Below are 16,909 nucleotides of genomic sequence, written 5' to 3'. Positions count from 1 at the left end.
GGCACTTGGCTCCGTAGTCCAGGAACAAGTCCTTACAATGGAATATTTTGTGCAAAAAACCCCGGGGGAGGGGTACCCAGGCACAACAAGCCCAGGCTGGAGAAGTCATGTCTCACCCACAACCCGCAATCGGCATCGACTTCGGCACCACCAACAGCTCCGTCGCCCTGGCTCACCCCAACGGCCACGTCGATCTCGTCACCTTCCCCACCACCTCCACTCCCACCGAGTCCTACCGCTCCATCCTCTACCTCGAACAACTCAAACAAGCTGGCCGCAACTCCCTCAAATCCTTCACCGGACCCTCCGGCATCGAACACTACCTTGCGGCCGAGAACAAAGGCCGTCTCATCCAGTCCCTCAAGTCCTACCTTCCCAGCCGCAACCTCACCGGAACCGAGGTCTTCGGCCGCCGCTACACCATCGAAGACCTGATCTCCCGCATCCTCTCCGACCTCCGCGCCCGTGCCGAGATCCACCTCGACCGCCCCATCCGCCACGCTACCGTAGGTCGACCCGTCCGCTTCGTAGGCTCTGACTCCGACGAGGACGACGCCTTCGCCCTCGACCGCCTCCGCTCCGCCTTCACCCACGCAGGCTTCGAGTCCGTCACCTTCGAGCTAGAGCCCATCGCCGCCGCCTACGCCTACGAATCCACCCTCGACCATGACGAGCTCATCCTTATCGGCGACTTTGGCGGCGGTACCAGCGACTTCTCCCTGGTCAAGGTCGGCCCCAACACCCGCAGCCTCGACCGCGCCCAGCGCATCCTCGGCAACTCCGGCCTCGGCCTCGCCGGAGACGCCTTCGACGCCCGCATCGTCCGCAAGCTGGTCTCACCCGCCCTCGGCTCCGACTCCCTGGAGCGCGAGATGAACCACAAATCCGGCCCTCTCAAGCCCACCTCCCCGCGTCCCCCGGAAAAGCGCCTCCCCGCTGTTCCAGCCTGGATCTACGCCAACCTGGAGCGCTGGCACTATCTTTCTTTCTTGAAGACCCGCAACGTCACCGAGCTTCTGCGCAGCGCCCGCGTCCGCGCCGCCGAGCCCGAAAAGATCGTCGGTCTCATCACCCTCATCGACGAAGACCTCGGCTACCAGCTCCACCAGGCCGTCCAGCGCCTCAAGATCGATCTCTCCCGCCACGAGACCTCACCCTTCAAGTTCCGCGACGGCTCCATGGAGATCGAATCCCAGGTCGCCCGCACCGACTTCGAATCCTGGATCTCCGACCAGCTCCAGTCCATCGAGACCTGCGTCGACGGCCTCCTCACCGCCAGCAACATCGCCCCACAGGACGTAGACCGCGTCTTCCTCACCGGAGGCACCAGCTTCGTCCCCGCCGTCCGCCGCATCTTCGAGTCCCGCTTCACCGCAGACCGCGTCGTCACGGGCAACGAGTTTACCTCCGTCGCCCGCGGCCTCGCCCTTCGCGCCCTCGAAGCCTATCGCAGTTGATACGGCTTCTCCGGCGCAACGACATCTTCGCCGACCTTCGGAGCCTCAATCGTCGTTGCTCCGTTCAATCCGCTGCCGGTCACATTGCTGACGCTCAACAAAGGCCCGGAGTAGCCAGTGACCTTCACATCGCGAATCACCGCGTGCTTCACATTCGCCAGCGAGATTCCCTTCGCGCAAGTCCCCGTAACATCGGACAGCGTGAATCCCTCCAGAGGCTTCCGTGGATGAATCCCCACTCCATCCACCAGCACCGGACAATCGGTCACCTTGATCTTTGAAAATCGAAAGTTTCGAATCGTCGGAATGCCCTCGTCGCCCGGCACTGGAAACTCATCCTGTATCCCGCTCGCCAGAATATTGAACCGCAGAAAGCCACCCGTCATCCCCGAGCACTCCAGATCCTCGCAGACAATATCCTCGATAAACGCCCCTCGGCCCGGCCTGCTCTTGATATAAATCGCAAACGTCTTCGCGCCGATAAACTTGCACTTCTCCACCCGAACGTTGCGAATCCCACCAGAGGTCTCACTGCCGATCCCGATACAAGCAAAGATCGAGTCCGCAAACGTGCAGTTCGAGATGTGAACATCTTCGCTGGTCTTCAGCAGCCTGTAAGCCTCGCTGCCTCGCCCTGACTTCACCGAGATGCAATCGTCTCCCGTAGCGATATCGCATCCATCGATCCTCACACGCTTGCACGAGTCCACATCGATCCCATCGCCGTTCCCGCCTGTGCTGCGAATCGTCAGGTTGCGAACCACCACATCCTCGCAGTACGTCAGGTGCAGCGACCACATCCTGTAATAGTCCGTGGAGAACTCCTCGAACCGCAGATCCCTGCAACCCATCGGCTCGATCAGCGCCGGATGCCGCAGCGGATTAGTCACATTCGGGCGACCACCCAACGCATGGTTCCCCATGATCTTTCCTGGCCCGACAATCCCTGTATGCTCAGCATCCAGCGCATAGATCAGCCCAACATGCCCTTGAATCCACTTGCCCTCCCACCGCACCTGCATCACCGGATAGTCCGCAAACTCCGCAGATCCGATGATCACGGCATCCTTCTCCAGCCGCAACAGCACATTCGATCGCAGGGCAATCGCCCCGGTCAGATAACTCCCTGCTGGAATCACCACTTCACCGCCACCAAACACCCAGCATCGGTCGATGGTCTGCTGGATCGCCACCGTATCCTTCACGACCCCATCTCCTAGCGCCCCATACTCCCGCACATTCAACACCACCTTCGCCGGAGCCACACTCGCCTTCGTCTCAATACGCTTCGGCGCAGCCAAGCCCACGCGTCCCATTGCCCCAACGACTGGCACCGCCAACAGTCCCGTTCCCGCCTGCTTCAAAAAACTCCGCCGTCCCAAACCTCTGCCTGTCATGCTCAACCTTTCGTTCGGATCAAAATAAGTCACATTCAAGCCGGAGCCTCGACCTAAGCCTCACTCCGGGCCCGCCACAGAGCGCCTTCCAAAGGATCTACAGCCCCATCCATCACCTTGACATCCGGTGCAGTCTCCTTCAGCGCCTCTGCCATCGCCTCCCGCACCACTTGGATACGCTCCAGCACGCTCCCGGTGTAAGCCACGCCGATAACTCCGATATCGCCCGCCTCCAGCATCTTCACATGCACCAGAGCCACCTGCTCCGCGAGCTCCTGCCCTGCCCGCTCCAAGACCGCCATCGCCAGCTCGTCGCCCTCCTCCGCGCACTGCACCACCACCGGAGCGAGCGCGGCGAAGTCCGGGTGCTCGTTTCCCTTCTCTACCAACTCACCGAGAGACTCCAACCCCCAGAACACCTGGATCGCATCCAGCAGCGTCGTGGGCACATTCCGGTCGTGCGCCCATAACCCCGCCTTCACCCCTTCCAGTCCGATCCAATACCCCGATCCCTCATCCCCCAGCGCCGGACCCCAGCCTCCCACCCAGTACTTCGCGACCGTCTCCGTGTCGCCCGACGCATGCACCACCACGCGTCCGACGATATTCGATCCCGTCCCGGCAATTACCAGAATCCCCGCGCCGCCCTGAAAGGCCGCATCCAGCGCGATCTCCTCGTCTCCAACTAACTCCACCTCTCCACCCACGACGCTGCGCAGCGTCGTATCCGCCCACTCCCTCACCACGGCAATCGACAGACCGGACAGCCCCATGCACGTCTGCTTTACCTCTTTCAGAGGAACGCCGGCCTTGCTGGACACCTCCTCCACCAACCGGAGCAAGCGGGTGGTTGCCTCCTCCTCCCCTACCCGCATCAACTTGACGCTTCCGGTACTCGCCCTCGCCAGAATCTTGGTCTCGTCCGCCAAAACACACGTTGTCTTCGTTCCACCTGCATCCAAAGCCAAAAAGTAAGCCAAGTCCTAACTCCCCCGTCAATCAAATCCGCAGCAATGCGCTAAGCCCGTTATCATAACCTTCATCCGTGAAGCGGGCATCAGGAGAGATGTAATTTGACCAGTCTGACCACCAATTTGCCCGGCGAATTCGCCGCACTGATCGCGTCTCCCACCACGTCTCGCCTCCACCCCTTCGATCTTGCCCTCATCGTCGTCTATCTCCTCGGCATCACCCTCTTCGGATTGCGCTTCCGCAAATCGAGCGCAACCGGCGCGGACGGCAAGCCCGACAAGTCGCTCAAGAACTATTTCCTCGCCAACAACACCGTTCCCTGGTGGGCCATCGCTCTCTCCATCGTCTCCGCCGAGACCTCCACCCTCACCATCATCTCGGTTCCTGGTGTCGCCTTCGCCGGAGACTTCGGCTTTCTCCAGATCGTCCTCGGCTACCTGCTCGGCCGCGTCGTCGTCGCGCTCATCTTCCTGCCCAGATACTTCCAGGGCCGGATGCTCACTGCCTACCAGCTCATCGACCAGCGCTTCGGCCCTACGCTGCACAAAGTCACCGCCGGCCTCTTCCTCCTCACCCGGGCCGCCGCCGAGGGCGTGCGTGTCTTCGCGATCTCCATCGTCGTAGGCATCGCCATCGGCACCGACGACACCCTCTCCATCGCCATCATCTCCATCCTCACCCTCCTCTATACGTTTGAGGGCGGTATGGCCGCCGTCATCTGGACCGACGTCGTGCAGATGGCAATCTACATCGGCGGAACCCTCGTCGCCATCTTCACCCTGGGCAACCACATCCCCGGAGGCTGGTCGCAGATTCACGAGGTCGCCGGAGCCGCGGGCAAGTTCCATCTCTTCAACTTTGCCTTCAACCTCACCCAGTCCTATACCTTCTGGGCCGGGCTCCTAGGCGGCACCTTCCTGACCATGGCCTCCCACGGAACCGACCAACTCATGGTCCAGCGCATGCTCGCCGCCCGCAACCTCGGCGAGTCCCGCCTCGCCCTGCTCTCCTCCGGACTCATCATCCTCCTCCAGTTCACCCTCTTCCTTCTGATCGGAGCCGGGCTCTTCGTCTTCTACGGCCTCCATCCGCAAAGCTTCAGCAGTGCGGATCGCATCTTCCCCACCTTCATCGTCCAACAGATGCCGATCGGCATCGCCGGACTCCTCATCGCAGCGATCCTGGCAGCCGCGATGTCCAACCTCTCCGCCGCGCTCAACTCGCTTTCCAGCACCACGGTCGTGGACTTCTACATGCACCTCCGACCCCAGGCCGACGACCGCGAACGGATGCTCATCTCCCGCGCCAGCACCGTCTGGTGGGCCATCGTCCTCTTCGCCATCGCGGTCTACAGCGTCCACAGCGGCGGCAAAGGCCACGTCGTGGAGACGGGCCTCTCCATCGCCTCTGTCGCTTACGGCTGCCTGCTCGGAGTCTTCCTGCTCGGGACCCTCACCCGCTTCGCAACTCAGTGGGGCTCGATCATCGGAATGGTCTGTGGCTTCGCCCTCAACCTTGCGCTCTGGCTGCAACCGAAGGCCATCGTCTTCAACTCCGGCTTGACCTTCACCACACCCACGAAGACGGCTTACTTGCTCGACAGAATTCCTAAAGTGGCCTTCACCTGGTACGTCCTCATCGGAGCCATCGTCACCTTCGTCGTCGGCTCCCTCGCCAGCCTCATCTTTCGGAAACAATCGACACGCAAGGCAGTCACTGTAGCCGCGTTCCTCTTCTGCCTCAGCCTCGGCCATTACGCGGTTGGCCAAGCCACCCCAAACTTCGCCTCTATCGACACCCTCGTCAACGAAGCCATCGCCGCCCACAAACTCCCCGGCGCGGTAGTCCTCGTCGGCCACAACGACCAGATCGTCTTCCACCGCGCCTATGGCAGTCGCAAACTTGCCGGAGAGCCCGACATCTACGGCAAGCCATCCCCTGCCGAACCCATGATCGAAGAGACCATCTTCGATATGGCCTCGCTTAGTAAGTGCCTCTCCACCGCCACCGCCATCATGCAGCTCTACGAGGCAGGCAAGCTCCAGTTCGACGATCCCGTCGCCAAGTACCTCCCCGAGTTCGCCGTGAACGGCAAAGAAAAAGTCACCATCCGCGAGCTTTTAACCCACTACTCGGGCCTGCCTGAAGACGTCGACCTCAAAGACCCTTGGGGCCTCGCCGCTCCTAACAAGGCTGAAGGCATCCGTCGCGCCATGAACTCCACTCTCTACGGACCACCGGGGCTGACCTTCAAGTACTCCGACATTAACTTCATCACCCTTGGAGCGCTCGTAGAAAAGATTAGCGGCACGACATTGAGTAGCTATGCTCAGATGGAGATTTTCCTCCCACTCCACATGACAGACACTGCCTACTATCCTGCCGACCGCATCTGCGGTACGAACCATCTACTAGGTGCGGCAGTCGTGATGAATCCGCCTCGAACGGACGGACTCGGCTCAGTTTGGGACTGCCTGGGAGATAGCTGGGTTGCCGACCTCATGATCCCCCGCACCGCACCCACCGCCCATGACAACGAAGGCACTCCAGCTACAAATCCTGACTACGATCATCTTTTACGCGCAGTGGTCCACGACCCCACTACACGGCGCATGGGCGGAGTAGCCGGTCATGCCGGCGTCTTCTCCACCGCGCATGACGTCGGCCTCTACGCCCAGGCCCTGCTCGATAAGCTCCTCTTCAACACAGGCCCTTTCCCACTCAAACAATCCACCCTGAAGCTCATGACCACGCCTGAGCAGCCCGCCACCGCCCAGTCCGGAGCGACCGTCTTCACCCCCGACGGCCAGCCCAGCAAAGGCATCGCTACCCGCGGCTTCGGCTGGGACATCAACACCGCCTTCTCCCGTCCTCGCGGCAGCATCTTTCCCATCGGCAGCTTTGGACACACCGGCTTCACTGGAACCACTCTCTGGATGGACCCTGCCAGCAACAGCTACGTCGTGCTCCTCGCCAACGCCATCCACCCGCGTGGCGGAGCTCCCATCAGCCCTCTTCGCGGCCAGGTTGCTACCGCAGCCGCCCAAGCTCTCGGCCTGCCGACACTGCCGCAATCGTCCCCTGAGGTCGTAGCTGCCCGTAGCGTATCGGGCTCCACCTCCACCCCGACACTCACCGGCATCGACGTCCTCGAATCCACGCACTACGCGGCCCTAACTGAGGTGGCCACCCACCACCAAAACCACCTCGCTCTTGGCGTCCTCACCAATCAGAACGGTGTCGACGCCCACGGCCACCGCACCATCGATCTCCTCTTCACCGACGCCTCCAAAGCCGTTCCCGGTCTAACGCTGAAGACCATCTTCTCCCCCGAGCACGGCATCTCCGGAACCCACGACGACCTCCACCTCTCCAACGACACCGACCCCGCCACGCTCCTCCCCGTCATCAGTCTCTACGGGGGCAAAGAGTCCGACCGCCGCCCAACCCACGACTCCCTCAAGGACCTCGACGCTGTCGTCATCGACCTCCAGGACGCCGGGGTTCGCTTTTGGACCTACGAGGCCGCCATGGGGTACTTCCTCGAAGCTGCCGCTGCGGAGCGCGATCAATATCGCCACAACCTCGAGATCGTCATCCTCGACCGCCCCAACCTCGTCGGCGGCGAGAAGGTCCAGGGCCCTGTCTCCGATCCCGGCCTCGAATCCTACACCGACTACATGCCTCTCCCCATCCGCCACGGCCTCACCTTTGGAGAGCTCGCCCGCTATATCAACGGCGAACGCCGCCTTCCCAGTCCTGCATCTCCCAACGTCTTTGCCCCACTCTCCGTCCCCCTCACCGTCGTGCGTATGGAGCACTGGACCCGCGACCAGTACTTCGAAGACACTCACCTCCCCTGGATCAACCCCAGCCCAAACCTCAAGTCTCCCACCGCCGCCATCCTCTATCCCGGCGTCGGCATGATCGAAGGCACAAACGTCTCCGTAGGACGCGGCACCGACACTCCCTTTCAGCACCTCGGAGCCTGCTGGACTCCCCTGAAATCCGCTGCCAAGAAGGCTCCGCTCGGTCCCTGTGCCCCTGAAGATCAGATCGACGGCGCCGCCCTCGCCGCCTACCTCACCGCTCGCCACATCCCCGGAGTCGCCTTCGCCTCCACCAGCTTCGTCGTAGCCGAAGACTCCAACCACTACCCCGGTCACGGCCAGACCATCCAGGGCATCGCCCTCACCACCACCGACCGCAACGCCCTCGACACCCCCGAGCTAGGGATTGAGCTGCTCTCCGCGCTCCATCATCTCTATCCCACACGCTTCAACCTCGGCCGCGCCAAGACCCTCGTCGCCAGCGTGAACACCATGCAGGCTTTGAGCAACAATGAAGACCCGCATGCCATCGCCGCCTCCTGGGCCGCCGATCTCAACGACTTCAAGCGCCGGCGCCAGCTCTATCTCCTCTACCCCTAGTCGCCCCTAAGTCCCGAAAACGTACCAACATCGCAAACGTCGTTCCGAATATTCATCACTCCTTATTCATCCCTGCGTCACAATAGGAAGGTCACTACTCCGAGGGATGAAGCTTCCATGCCCCGCATTAATTTTCAGCAACAACTCGTAGCCCTCAAGGACAAACTCCTGGCCATGGCTGCCCTCTCCCAGCAGGCGCTGGGACTCTCCCTCGAGGCCTACATCAAGTCCGACATGAGCCTCTGCGAGCACGTCTTCGAGATCGAGGCAGCCATCAACGCCGCCGAGACCAGCGTCGACGACATGGCCTACGATCTCCTCGCCAAGGAACAGCCCATGGCCATCGACCTCCGCTTCATCCTCTCCGTCATCAAGATCAATGGAGACCTCGAGCGCATCGGAGACCAGGCCTCCAACATCGCCCAGCGTGCCCGGGCCAATCGCGACCTCCCCGAGATCTCCCTCCCGGTCGACATTCCCGAGATGGGCGAGAAGGCCGGCATGATGATTCGTACCGCCATCCAAGCCTTGCTCGAGGCCGACGCGAAACTAGCCGAGTCCGTCCTCAAGATGGACAACGAGATCGACGAGATGAACCGTCTCGTACAGGCCGAGCTCGTCGAAGTGATGCAGCAGCACCCCATGGTCAGCAGTCAGGCCCTCAACGCCATCATCGTCTCGCGCAACCTGGAGCGCGCCGCCGACCACGCCACCAACATCGCCGAAGACGTTATCTTCTGGGTCCGCGGCTCCGACGTCCGCCACAAATTCTCCCTCGCCGAAGCCGACTGAGGCGTCGTTTCAGGGCAGCTTATTCGAGGCGAAGACGGGGGTTGGCCAGGGTGTAGGCGACGTCCGTGAGGAGGTTGACCGCCACGTAGGTCAGGCCCACCGTGAGGATGCAGCCCTGGACGAGGGCGTAGTCGCGATTCGAGATCGCAGAGAGCGTGAGGCGGCCTATTCCGGGCCAGCTGAAGATAGTCTCCGTGACGATCGCTCCGGCGAGCAGGCTGCCGAACTGGAGGCCCACCACCGTGAGAACGGGGATCAACGCGTTGCGAAGAGCGTGGCGGTAGACGACCTGATTCTCTGTGAGGCCTTTGGCGCGGGCGGTGCGAATGTAGTCCTGGCTGAGCTCCTCCAGCATCGCAGTGCGAACCATGCGGGTGAGGATGGCGGCGAGCGAGAGGCCGAGAGTGATGGCCGGAAGGAGGAGGTGGAGGAGGAAGTCCTGTCCGAAGATGGGTCCGGTTCCGGCGGTGGAGACGGGCAGCCAGCCAAGCCGGATGGAGAACAGCAGGATGAGGATGGGGCCGAGAGCGAAGTTGGGGAAGGAGAGGCCGACCAGCGAGACGACTCCGAGGGTTCGGTCTTGCCAGCGGGAGCGGTGGAGGGCTGAGAGCACACCCGCAGGAACTGCGGCGGCGATGCCGATGAGAAGCGCGGCCAGGGTGAGGGCGAGGGTGTAGGGGTAACGCTGGGCGACGAGGCGGGTCACGGAGTCGTGCAGGCGCAGGGACTGGCCGAGGTCGGCGTGAAGGATGCCGTGCCAGTAGTGGGCGTACTGCTGGCCGAGGGGAGCGTCGAGGCCGTAGGAGTGGCGCAGGGCGTCGATGTCGGAGGCGGTGGCGCCCTCGCCGAGCATCTGGACGATGGGGTCTCCGGGCACGAGGTGGATCAATAGGAAGACGACCGACACGACCACCCAGAGGACGGGGAGGGTGAGGAGGATGCGGCGGGTCGGCTTCCAGAGCGCGGAGGGCTTCATGCGGTGACTTCCCTGCCTGCGTCTGACTCGGGCGGCGGGGTGGCGGTAGGAGCGTCCGTTGGGCCTGGGGCGATCAGGGTCTCAATGTTGACCCGGGCGATGCGGCGGCCTGCCATCTCAGCGATCGTGTAGCGGCGGCCCTCGAAGTCAAAGCTCTCCCCGACTTGGGGGATGTGCCCTAGGTGCAGCAGAAGGAATCCGGCGAGGGTCTCCACGCCGGGCTCGCGGGGGAAGGTCCAACGGAGCTGGGTGCTGAGGTCGCGGAGGGTGGCGCTCCCATCGAGCGTGAGAACGCCGGCGGTGCTGAGGCTGGAGGTGCGGCTGGCGATGTCGAACTCGTCCTCGAGCTCGCCGACGATCTGCTCGAGGGCATCCTCGGCGGTGACGATGCCGACGGTAGAGCCAAACTCGTCCACGACGACCGCGATCTGGCGGCGGCGCTCCTGGAACTCCTGCAATAGCTCGGCGGCGAGCTTGGTCTCGGGAACGACGGCGACGTCGCGCATCACCTGGCGCAGGGTGAGGCCGGAGTCGCGCCTGCCACCGAGGCCCAGGGCGACGGCGCGGAAGTGCATGAGGCGGGAGATGTCCTTGGAGTAGACGACTCCGATGATCTGCTCGGGTCCTCCTGCGGGGTCGAAGACGGGGACGCGAGAGTGCTGCTCCTCCACGATGCGGGCGCTGGCCTGCTCGATAGGCATGTCGGCGGGTAACGAGAAGATCTTGCCACGGGGCGTCATGATCTCGCGGACCGTGACGTGGTTCAACTCGATGGCGCGATGGATGATCTCTTCCTGAAAGACCGGGAGGAGGCCCATGCGGCGGGTGGCCGTGGCGATGAGCTTCAGCTCCTCCGGCGAGTGAACCGCCCCCTCACCGCTTAAAGGCGCGCGGAAGAGACGCAGGACCATGGTGGCGGAGGAGTTCATCAGGCGGACGGCGGGCCGTGTGATGCGGATGAAGACGTCCATGGGCCCCGCCACGGCCAAGGCGATGCGCTCGGCGCGCTGGAGGGCGAGGGACTTAGGAACCAGCTCCCCCAGCAGGACTTCCAGATACGTAATAAGGGCGAAGGAGAGGACGATGGCGGTAGTGTGGGCGTAGACCATCGCGTGCACGGACGATTCGGGCATCCAGGTGGAGGCGATGCGCAGAATGATCTCCGCAATGGCGGGCTCTCCTACCCAGCCTAGAGCGAGGCTGGCAAGGGTTACCCCAAATTGAACGGCGGGAAGGAACTCGTCGATGGAGTGTTTGAGCTGGAGGGCGGTGCGAGCGCCGGGACGTCCCAAAGCGATGAGCTGCTGGATGCGAGTCTCACGAACGCTGACGAGGGCGAACTCCGCAGCCACGAAGAAGCTGGTAGCCAGAATGAAGAAGGCCACCATGATTGCGCGGAAGAGCATCCACTCGAGCATTAAGGCAGTGTAGTGCAAGGAGCATAAAAGCCCCACAAGGTTGACTCAGGACAAGGCGCAAAAAAGAGCCCGGATCTCGCTCGAGAACCGGGCCTTGATTTCAAACTTTGCCGCTTATGCCAAAACCTTGAGGATTGACTTGTCGATGGTGTCCTTGGGGACAAAACCAACGATCTGATCCGCGACCTTACCACCCTTGAAGATCAGCAACGCGGGGATACCGCGGATACCGTACCGCATAGGAGTAGCGGTGTTAGAGTCAACGTCCATCTTCATGACCTTGAGCTTGCCCTGATACGAAGTGGCAACCTCATCGACCACGGGAGCCAAAGCGCGACAAGGACCACACCAGGCGGCCCAAAAATCTACAAGAACAGGTTGATCCGACTGCAATACCTCTTTTTCAAAGGATGCATCGTTCACTTCGCTTACGAACTGTCCTACCATTCAACTTCCTCCTGCCGCGCTGCCCGAGGGACTTGCCTGCTGCGGTACAGTGCAGACTGCTACTCATAATAGATGCTGCATGTGGAAAGTAGTTTCAGGATGTTGATTTTGCGTGCAAACAGCCACCAAAAGCAAACGCCCGGACCCCTATGCAGGGGTCAACGGGCGGCGTAGCAGCCCTCCCCAGAACTGCCCACATCGTTAAAGTACTTATCCACAAGCATAAGGTAAAGAAATCTTAGGTAATCGACATACTTTGTTACTTAGTTAACTAGGTCGTTATCTGTACGATACCGCACCGAGCGAGATGGAGGTCTCCAGAACCTCAAGGGACGGACTCTTCGCTGCGTCCCGGATGGCGGCGAGCATGGGGGCCGACGGGTAGGAGCTGTCGGTGATGAGCAGCACGGAGGGTCCGGCTCCACTGAGGGCGACGCCGTAGACTCCCTGGTAAGAGGCCAACGGAAGCAACAGCGGAAGCAGGGGGCACGCCTCTTGACGGTACGGCTGGTGGATACGGTCCGTCATCGCTGTCCGCAATAGACTTGGGCGATTGAGCGCAAAGGCGGAGACGAGCAAAGCGGTGTTCTGGACGTTTGCGACTGCATCTGCCCGAGTGTAAGTGGGTGGAAGCATGGCTCGAGCCTTGGCGGTGGAGAGGCTGGCAGGGGGTAGCGCCAACATGAGATTCCAGGCGAGGTTTTCTCCGCATGTCGCTGCAATCACAGCAGCTTCATTCATGGAAGAGGCGGTCATGCCTCCCAGCCAACAGGCGGCGACGTTATCGGGATGGCCCTCCCGGCGGCAGGCCTCTTCGAGGATCTGCTGGCTGGTCCAGGCGAGGCTGCCGAAGTGATTGGCGAGCAACACCCCCGCCAGGAGCGCGGCGGCGCTGGAGCCGCAGCCCATCCCAAGAGGGATCTCGTTCTGCAACATAAGGTGCAGCGGCGAGGCTTCCTTCCCAGCTTTCGTCAGGATGGAGGTGTAGGTGGAGAGGATCAGGTTATCTTCCAGGCGCGCGCAGAGAGCCGCATCGCGTCCGGTGGCTTCGATCTGGAAGGAATCGGCGGTGGTAGCGTCGATGGTCAGGTAAAGAGCCATCGCAAGGCCCAGGGCGTCAAAGCCCGGACCGAGGTTGGCGGAGGTCGCAGGAAGGCGTAAGTGAAGCGGGGCCACAGCGGTCGTCATGCAGGCTGAACGGCCTGGGTGAGCTGCATGTGCGCTTCGAGGGTGCGGAGGACGACGTCGGGGTCGGCTTCGAGGACCGTCGGGGGCTTACGCAAGGCGGTGTGCTGGGCTGTCTGAGCGGGCGTCGCCTGGGCTAACTCGGCGTCGGTCAAGAGTTCCCCACGATGGTAGTCGATGGTGTACTGGGAGTCCTTGAGGGTGTGGCCTGTGAGGATCAGGACAACCCGCTCCTCGCGTGTGATTCTCCCTGCGGCGACGAGCTTCTTCAGGCCGGCGAGGGTAACTGCGGAGGCAGGCTCACAACCGATGCCCTCCGCGCCGATCTCGGCCTTGGCAAGGGCGATCTCCTGCTCGGAGGCCTGCTCGCACCAGCCGCCCATCTGCTCAATGACGTCGGCCGCCTTGCGCCAGCTTGCGGGATTGCCGATGCGGATGGCTGTGGCGCGAGTATCCGCCGTTACCGGGCGCATGATGCGGTTGGAGTCGTTGTACCAGCGATAGAGGGGGTTCGCGCCCTCGGCCTGGATCACGCTGACCTTGGGGACGTGGGGGATGAGGCCGAGCTGGTGCATCTCGGTGAAGCCCTTGCCGAGGGCAGCAGAGTTGGCGAGGTTGCCGCCGGGGACGATGATGTGCTCGGGGACAAGCCAGTCCATCTGCTCGACCATCTCGAAGGCGGGGGTCTTTTGGCCTTCGAGGCGGTAGGGGTTCACGGAGTTGAGCAAGTAGATGGGGAAGCGCTTGACGAGGTCGCCGAGGATGCGGACGCAGCCGTCGAAGTCGGTCTTGAGCTGGAGGGTGAGGGCTCCGTAATCCATGGACTGGGAGAGCTTACCCCAAGCGATCTTGCCCTCGGGGATGAAGACGATGCTGCGCAGACCGGCACGGGCGGCGTAGGCGGCCATGGCGGCGGAGGTGTTGCCGGTGGAGGCGCAGGCGACCCACTCGAAGCCACGCTCGGCGGCGACGGAGAGGGCGGTGGTCATGCCGGTGTCCTTGAAGGAGCCGGTGGGGTTCATGCCCTGATGCTTGGCCAGGAGCCAGTCGATGCCAGCCACCTTGGCGCAGCGCGGCAGATCGTAGAGGGGAGTATTGCCCTCGCGGAGGGTCACAGCCTTATCGGCGTTCTTAAGGATCGGCAAGAGGTCGCGGAAGCGCCAGACGCCGCTCTGGTCCACCGCAAGAGTGGACGAACGGCGCTCCTGCCAGAGCCAGCGGAGGGCGCTTGGATTGGGAAGATTGCTGTCGGAAGCGGTAGCGCTGCCGGGCTTGGCGGCAGACCAGGGGTAGACGACCTCATAGAGGCCATTGCAGGTGAGGCAGCGAAAGTTGCTGCTAACAGCTTCAGGAGCAATGCTCGTGCCGCATTCCGTGCATCTAAGAGTATGTGTTGATGCGCTCATTCGTACTACTAGCCTACCGTAAAGTCCGGGGTGGACCCAAGCTCCCGAGTGTGAACTTCTGTCTCGCGGTCTGGATGCTGATGCTGGCCGGTCTCTCCGGACAGGCTCTGGCACAGGGCCATAAGGAGCTCCGGGTGGCTGCGGCAGCGGATCTGCAGCCAGTGATGCCGGTCTTGGCCACGGCGTATGAGCACGCGACTGGCGTGAAGCTGGTGGTGAGCTTCGGATCGTCAGCGACGCTTACGACGCAGATTCTGAACGGCGCTCCTATCGATCTCTTTCTCGGGGCAGACTTTGTCTTTCCGGAGAAGATCGTAGCCGCGAAGTTGACGGACGCCACAGCCCCCACGCCGTATGCCAAGGGATCTCTCGTGCTGTGGGCGCGAAAGGACTCGGCGGTCCAGCCGATCACCATCGACAGCCTCACCGACAAGCGGGCCACCTCCATCGCGATCGCCGATGAGATGCATGCTCCGTACGGACGTGCCGCAGTGGCATCCCTCACCTGGATGAAGATCTACGATAAGGTAAAGCCCCACTTGGTGGTCGCCGAGAACGTTGCACAAGCAGGACAGTTTGCCGAGTCCGGGAATGCGCAGATGGGGCTGATCTCGCTGACGTTGGCGAGTACCCCGCACTTCCAGGAGATAGGGACCTACGTGCTGGTTCCAACCACGACATACCCACCGATTCGGCAGTGCGCGGTCATCTTGAAGGCAGGACGCAAGGCCGAAGCAGACGCCTTTCTAAAGTGGCTGCTGACTCCCGGAGTCCAGGCAAATCTGCCGAAGTATGGACTGGCTCCGATCCAGTAGCCCACTTCTCCGCCCGGAGAGGAACTTGAACTGTATAGACTTACCCCAGCATGGATGTTGAGGCGTTGGGTCTGACATTGCGGCTGGCTCTCAGTACGACAGCGGTCCTGCTGCTGGTCGCCCTGCCGCTTGCGTGGTGGATCGCCTCGGGCAAAGGATGGGCACGGGCGTTGGTGCAGGCTGCGGTCGCACTGCCGTTGGTCCTGCCGCCTACGGTCATCGGGTTCTATCTGCTGGTGGCGTTGGGACCTCTGACGGCTCCGGGCCGATTGCTGACGCGACTGATCGGGCATCCGTTGGCGTTCAGCTTTGTGGGGTTGCTGGTGGGTTCGATTCTGTACAGCCTGCCGTTTGCGGTGCAGCCGCTGGTGGCGGGTTTTACCGGCATCGACCACGAATACATTGAGGCTGCCGCCGGATTAGGAGCGAGGCCAGCGAGGGTCTTTCTGTCGGTGGTGTTGCCGATGACGCGTGCTTCCCTGCTCACCAGCGCCGTGCTGGCGTTTACCCATACGGTGGGGGAGTTCGGCGTGGTGCTGATGCTCGGGGGAAACATTCCCGGGGCGACCCGGACGCTTTCTATCTCGCTCTACGACCTGGTGCAGGATGGCAACTACGCTGCCGCGAATCGTACGGCGCTGGTGCTGGTCGGGTTCGCGATGGTGGCGTTGATGGCGATCTACCTCCTGCCTAGCGCGAGGAAGTTGGATGGAAGGCAGGCCGATGTCGTCCGATAGCCTGCTGAGTCTGAAGATCGTACATCGGGTGGGAGTGCTGACGCTCGATGTTGCATTCGAGCTGACACAACCGTGGACGGTGCTGTTTGGGCCTTCGGGCAGCGGCAAGACCACGGTGATGCGGGCCATCGCCGGCTTTGTAAAGCCCAATACTGGACGCATCTCGCGTGGTGAAAGCGTTCTGATGGATCGGCAGACCGGGGTGTTTGTTCCTGCGCATCTGCGGCCGGTACGGAGTGCAGGACAGACTGCACGGCTCTTTCCCCACATGACGGTCAAAGAGAATCTGCTGTTTGGGGTGGGGGCTGCTTCCTCTAGTGGATCTGGAGAGATCGCCGATGAGGTGATCGCTATGTTTCGCCTGCAGGGGTTCACAGAGCGGATGCCCAAGGAGTTGAGTGGCGGCGAGCGGGAGAGGGTCTCGGCGGCTCGGGCGGTGATCTCCGCGGCTACGTTTTCAGGGCCGGAACGGGCTTGTCTGCTTCTGGACGAGCCCTTTGCGGGCTTGGATTCTGCCGTCCGGGACCAGTTGCTGTTGGAGTTGCGAGCCTGGGTGGCGCAGCGGGAGATTCCAGTGCTTTCCGTGACGCATGATGTCGGGGAGGCATTCCAACTCGGGGCCGAGGTGATCAAGATTGCGGCTGGCAAGATCGTAGCGCAAGGGCCGGTGGGTGAGGTTTTGGCTGGGGAGCGTAGACGGCTGATGGAGCAGTTGGGGCAGCTTTGATTCGTTGCCGCCAATGAGTCTGCAAGGATATCCCGAAGACTCTAAGGTCAGGAAGGAAGACGGTCGTGCTTCGCACGATACCCCACCCTATCCGACGATGAGACTGTCGGAAAGGATGGGGCACCCGCGATTGTGGTCTCCGGTAGCTTG

At 62.2% G+C, this 16,909-nt stretch carries 13 protein-coding genes; 6 read left to right on the top strand and 7 right to left on the bottom strand.

Annotated elements, in window-relative coordinates; all coding sequences use genetic code 11:
- Positions 1-107 precede the first annotated feature (107 nt).
- Positions 108-1,457, top strand: coding sequence for an Hsp70 family protein (locus HB393_RS14820; RefSeq protein ID WP_213805942.1), 1,350 nt, complete (start codon positions 108-110; stop codon positions 1,455-1,457).
- Here the strand turns inward: HB393_RS14820 and HB393_RS14815 are convergent.
- Together HB393_RS14815 and HB393_RS14810 are read right to left on the bottom strand one after the other, a co-directional pair.
- Positions 1,445-2,854 (bottom strand): glycoside hydrolase family 28 protein, encoded by a 1,410-nt coding sequence (locus HB393_RS14815; protein ID WP_213805941.1) that lies wholly within the window; start codon positions 2,852-2,854, stop codon positions 1,445-1,447. The two genes, HB393_RS14820 and HB393_RS14815, sit on opposite strands and share 13 nt — an antisense overlap.
- A gap of 53 nt (positions 2,855-2,907) precedes the next feature.
- Positions 2,908-3,834 carry a BadF/BadG/BcrA/BcrD ATPase family protein gene (locus tag HB393_RS14810; protein ID WP_213805940.1) on the bottom strand — a complete coding sequence of 309 codons (927 nt, stop codon included), beginning with the start codon at positions 3,832-3,834 and terminating at the stop codon, positions 2,908-2,910.
- A 102-nt stretch (positions 3,835-3,936) separates the two neighbouring features.
- Here HB393_RS14810 and HB393_RS14805 point away from each other — a divergent pair, with 102 nt between their 5' ends.
- Together HB393_RS14805 and phoU are read left to right on the top strand one after the other, a co-directional pair.
- A complete protein-coding gene (locus tag HB393_RS14805; protein ID WP_255551159.1) occupies positions 3,937-8,256 on the top strand; it encodes a sodium/solute symporter in 4,320 nt (1,439 codons plus the stop codon).
- 117 nt (positions 8,257-8,373) lie between these two features.
- Positions 8,374-9,048 (top strand): phosphate signaling complex protein PhoU, encoded by a 675-nt coding sequence (phoU, locus tag HB393_RS14800; protein WP_213805939.1) that lies wholly within the window; start codon positions 8,374-8,376, stop codon positions 9,046-9,048.
- Between the two features lie 19 nt (positions 9,049-9,067).
- On the opposite strand, the gene HB393_RS14795 is transcribed toward phoU, so the two are convergent.
- From HB393_RS14795 to thrC, 5 genes are all read right to left on the bottom strand, one after another.
- Complete coding sequence (locus HB393_RS14795; protein WP_213805938.1) at positions 9,068-10,024, bottom strand: ABC transporter permease; 957 nt, start codon at positions 10,022-10,024, stop codon at positions 9,068-9,070.
- Positions 10,021-11,442, bottom strand: coding sequence for a hemolysin family protein (locus HB393_RS14790; RefSeq protein WP_213805986.1), 1,422 nt, complete (start codon positions 11,440-11,442; stop codon positions 10,021-10,023). The genes HB393_RS14795 and HB393_RS14790 overlap by 4 nt, the downstream gene beginning before the upstream one ends.
- Positions 11,443-11,556: 114 nt before the next feature.
- On the bottom strand, positions 11,557-11,889 hold the full coding sequence (gene trxA, locus HB393_RS14785) for a thioredoxin (protein WP_213805937.1): 333 nt from the start codon (positions 11,887-11,889) through the stop codon (positions 11,557-11,559).
- A gap of 279 nt (positions 11,890-12,168) precedes the next feature.
- Positions 12,169-13,077: a homoserine kinase gene (gene thrB, locus HB393_RS14780; protein WP_213805936.1), complete on the bottom strand. Its 909-nt coding sequence runs from the start codon at positions 13,075-13,077 to the stop codon at positions 12,169-12,171.
- On the bottom strand, positions 13,074-14,480 hold the full coding sequence (thrC, locus tag HB393_RS14775) for a threonine synthase (RefSeq protein ID WP_213805935.1): 1,407 nt from the start codon (positions 14,478-14,480) through the stop codon (positions 13,074-13,076). The genes thrB and thrC overlap by 4 nt, the downstream gene beginning before the upstream one ends.
- Between thrC and modA the strand changes: the two genes are divergently transcribed.
- The 3 genes from modA to HB393_RS14760 all read left to right on the top strand — a co-directional run bounded on the left by modA (position 14,471) and on the right by HB393_RS14760 (position 16,759).
- Complete coding sequence (gene modA, locus HB393_RS14770; protein WP_255551146.1) at positions 14,471-15,295, top strand: molybdate ABC transporter substrate-binding protein; 825 nt, start codon at positions 14,471-14,473, stop codon at positions 15,293-15,295. The genes thrC and modA overlap by 10 nt on opposite strands.
- A 65-nt stretch (positions 15,296-15,360) precedes the next feature.
- Complete coding sequence (gene modB, locus HB393_RS14765) at positions 15,361-16,032, top strand: molybdate ABC transporter permease subunit (protein WP_345945210.1); 672 nt, start codon at positions 15,361-15,363, stop codon at positions 16,030-16,032.
- Positions 16,019-16,759 carry an ATP-binding cassette domain-containing protein gene (locus tag HB393_RS14760; RefSeq protein ID WP_213805933.1) on the top strand — a complete coding sequence of 247 codons (741 nt, stop codon included), beginning with the start codon at positions 16,019-16,021 and terminating at the stop codon, positions 16,757-16,759. Before modB ends, HB393_RS14760 begins: the two co-directional genes overlap by 14 nt.
- The last annotated feature ends 150 nt before the right edge of the window (positions 16,760-16,909 follow it).

This window comes from Granulicella sp. dw_53 (genome assembly GCF_018449545.1).
Taxonomy (GTDB): Bacteria; Acidobacteriota; Terriglobia; order Terriglobales; family Acidobacteriaceae; genus Edaphobacter.
The sequence above is the reverse complement of the archived record's forward strand: the minus strand, read 5'-3'. Positions and strand labels throughout refer to the sequence as shown.

What these genes read in the sequence shown, in the direction of transcription:
- HB393_RS14820 (WP_213805942.1), top strand. Translation starts at nt 108, where the DNA reads ATGTCTCACCCACAACCCGCAATCGGCATCGACTTCGGCACCACCAAC.
- HB393_RS14815 (WP_213805941.1), bottom strand. Translation starts at nt 2,854, where the DNA reads ATGACAGGCAGAGGTTTGGGACGGCGGAGTTTTTTGAAGCAGGCGGGA.
- phoU (WP_213805939.1), top strand. Translation starts at nt 8,374, where the DNA reads ATGCCCCGCATTAATTTTCAGCAACAACTCGTAGCCCTCAAGGACAAA.
- HB393_RS14795 (WP_213805938.1), bottom strand. Translation starts at nt 10,024, where the DNA reads ATGAAGCCCTCCGCGCTCTGGAAGCCGACCCGCCGCATCCTCCTCACC.
- HB393_RS14790 (WP_213805986.1), bottom strand. Translation starts at nt 11,442, where the DNA reads ATGCTCGAGTGGATGCTCTTCCGCGCAATCATGGTGGCCTTCTTCATT.
- trxA (WP_213805937.1), bottom strand. Translation starts at nt 11,889, where the DNA reads ATGGTAGGACAGTTCGTAAGCGAAGTGAACGATGCATCCTTTGAAAAA.
- thrB (WP_213805936.1), bottom strand. Translation starts at nt 13,077, where the DNA reads ATGACGACCGCTGTGGCCCCGCTTCACTTACGCCTTCCTGCGACCTCC.
- modA (WP_255551146.1), top strand. Translation starts at nt 14,471, where the DNA reads ATGCGCTCATTCGTACTACTAGCCTACCGTAAAGTCCGGGGTGGACCC.
- thrC (WP_213805935.1), bottom strand. Translation starts at nt 14,480, where the DNA reads ATGAGCGCATCAACACATACTCTTAGATGCACGGAATGCGGCACGAGC.
- HB393_RS14760 (WP_213805933.1), top strand. Translation starts at nt 16,019, where the DNA reads ATGTCGTCCGATAGCCTGCTGAGTCTGAAGATCGTACATCGGGTGGGA.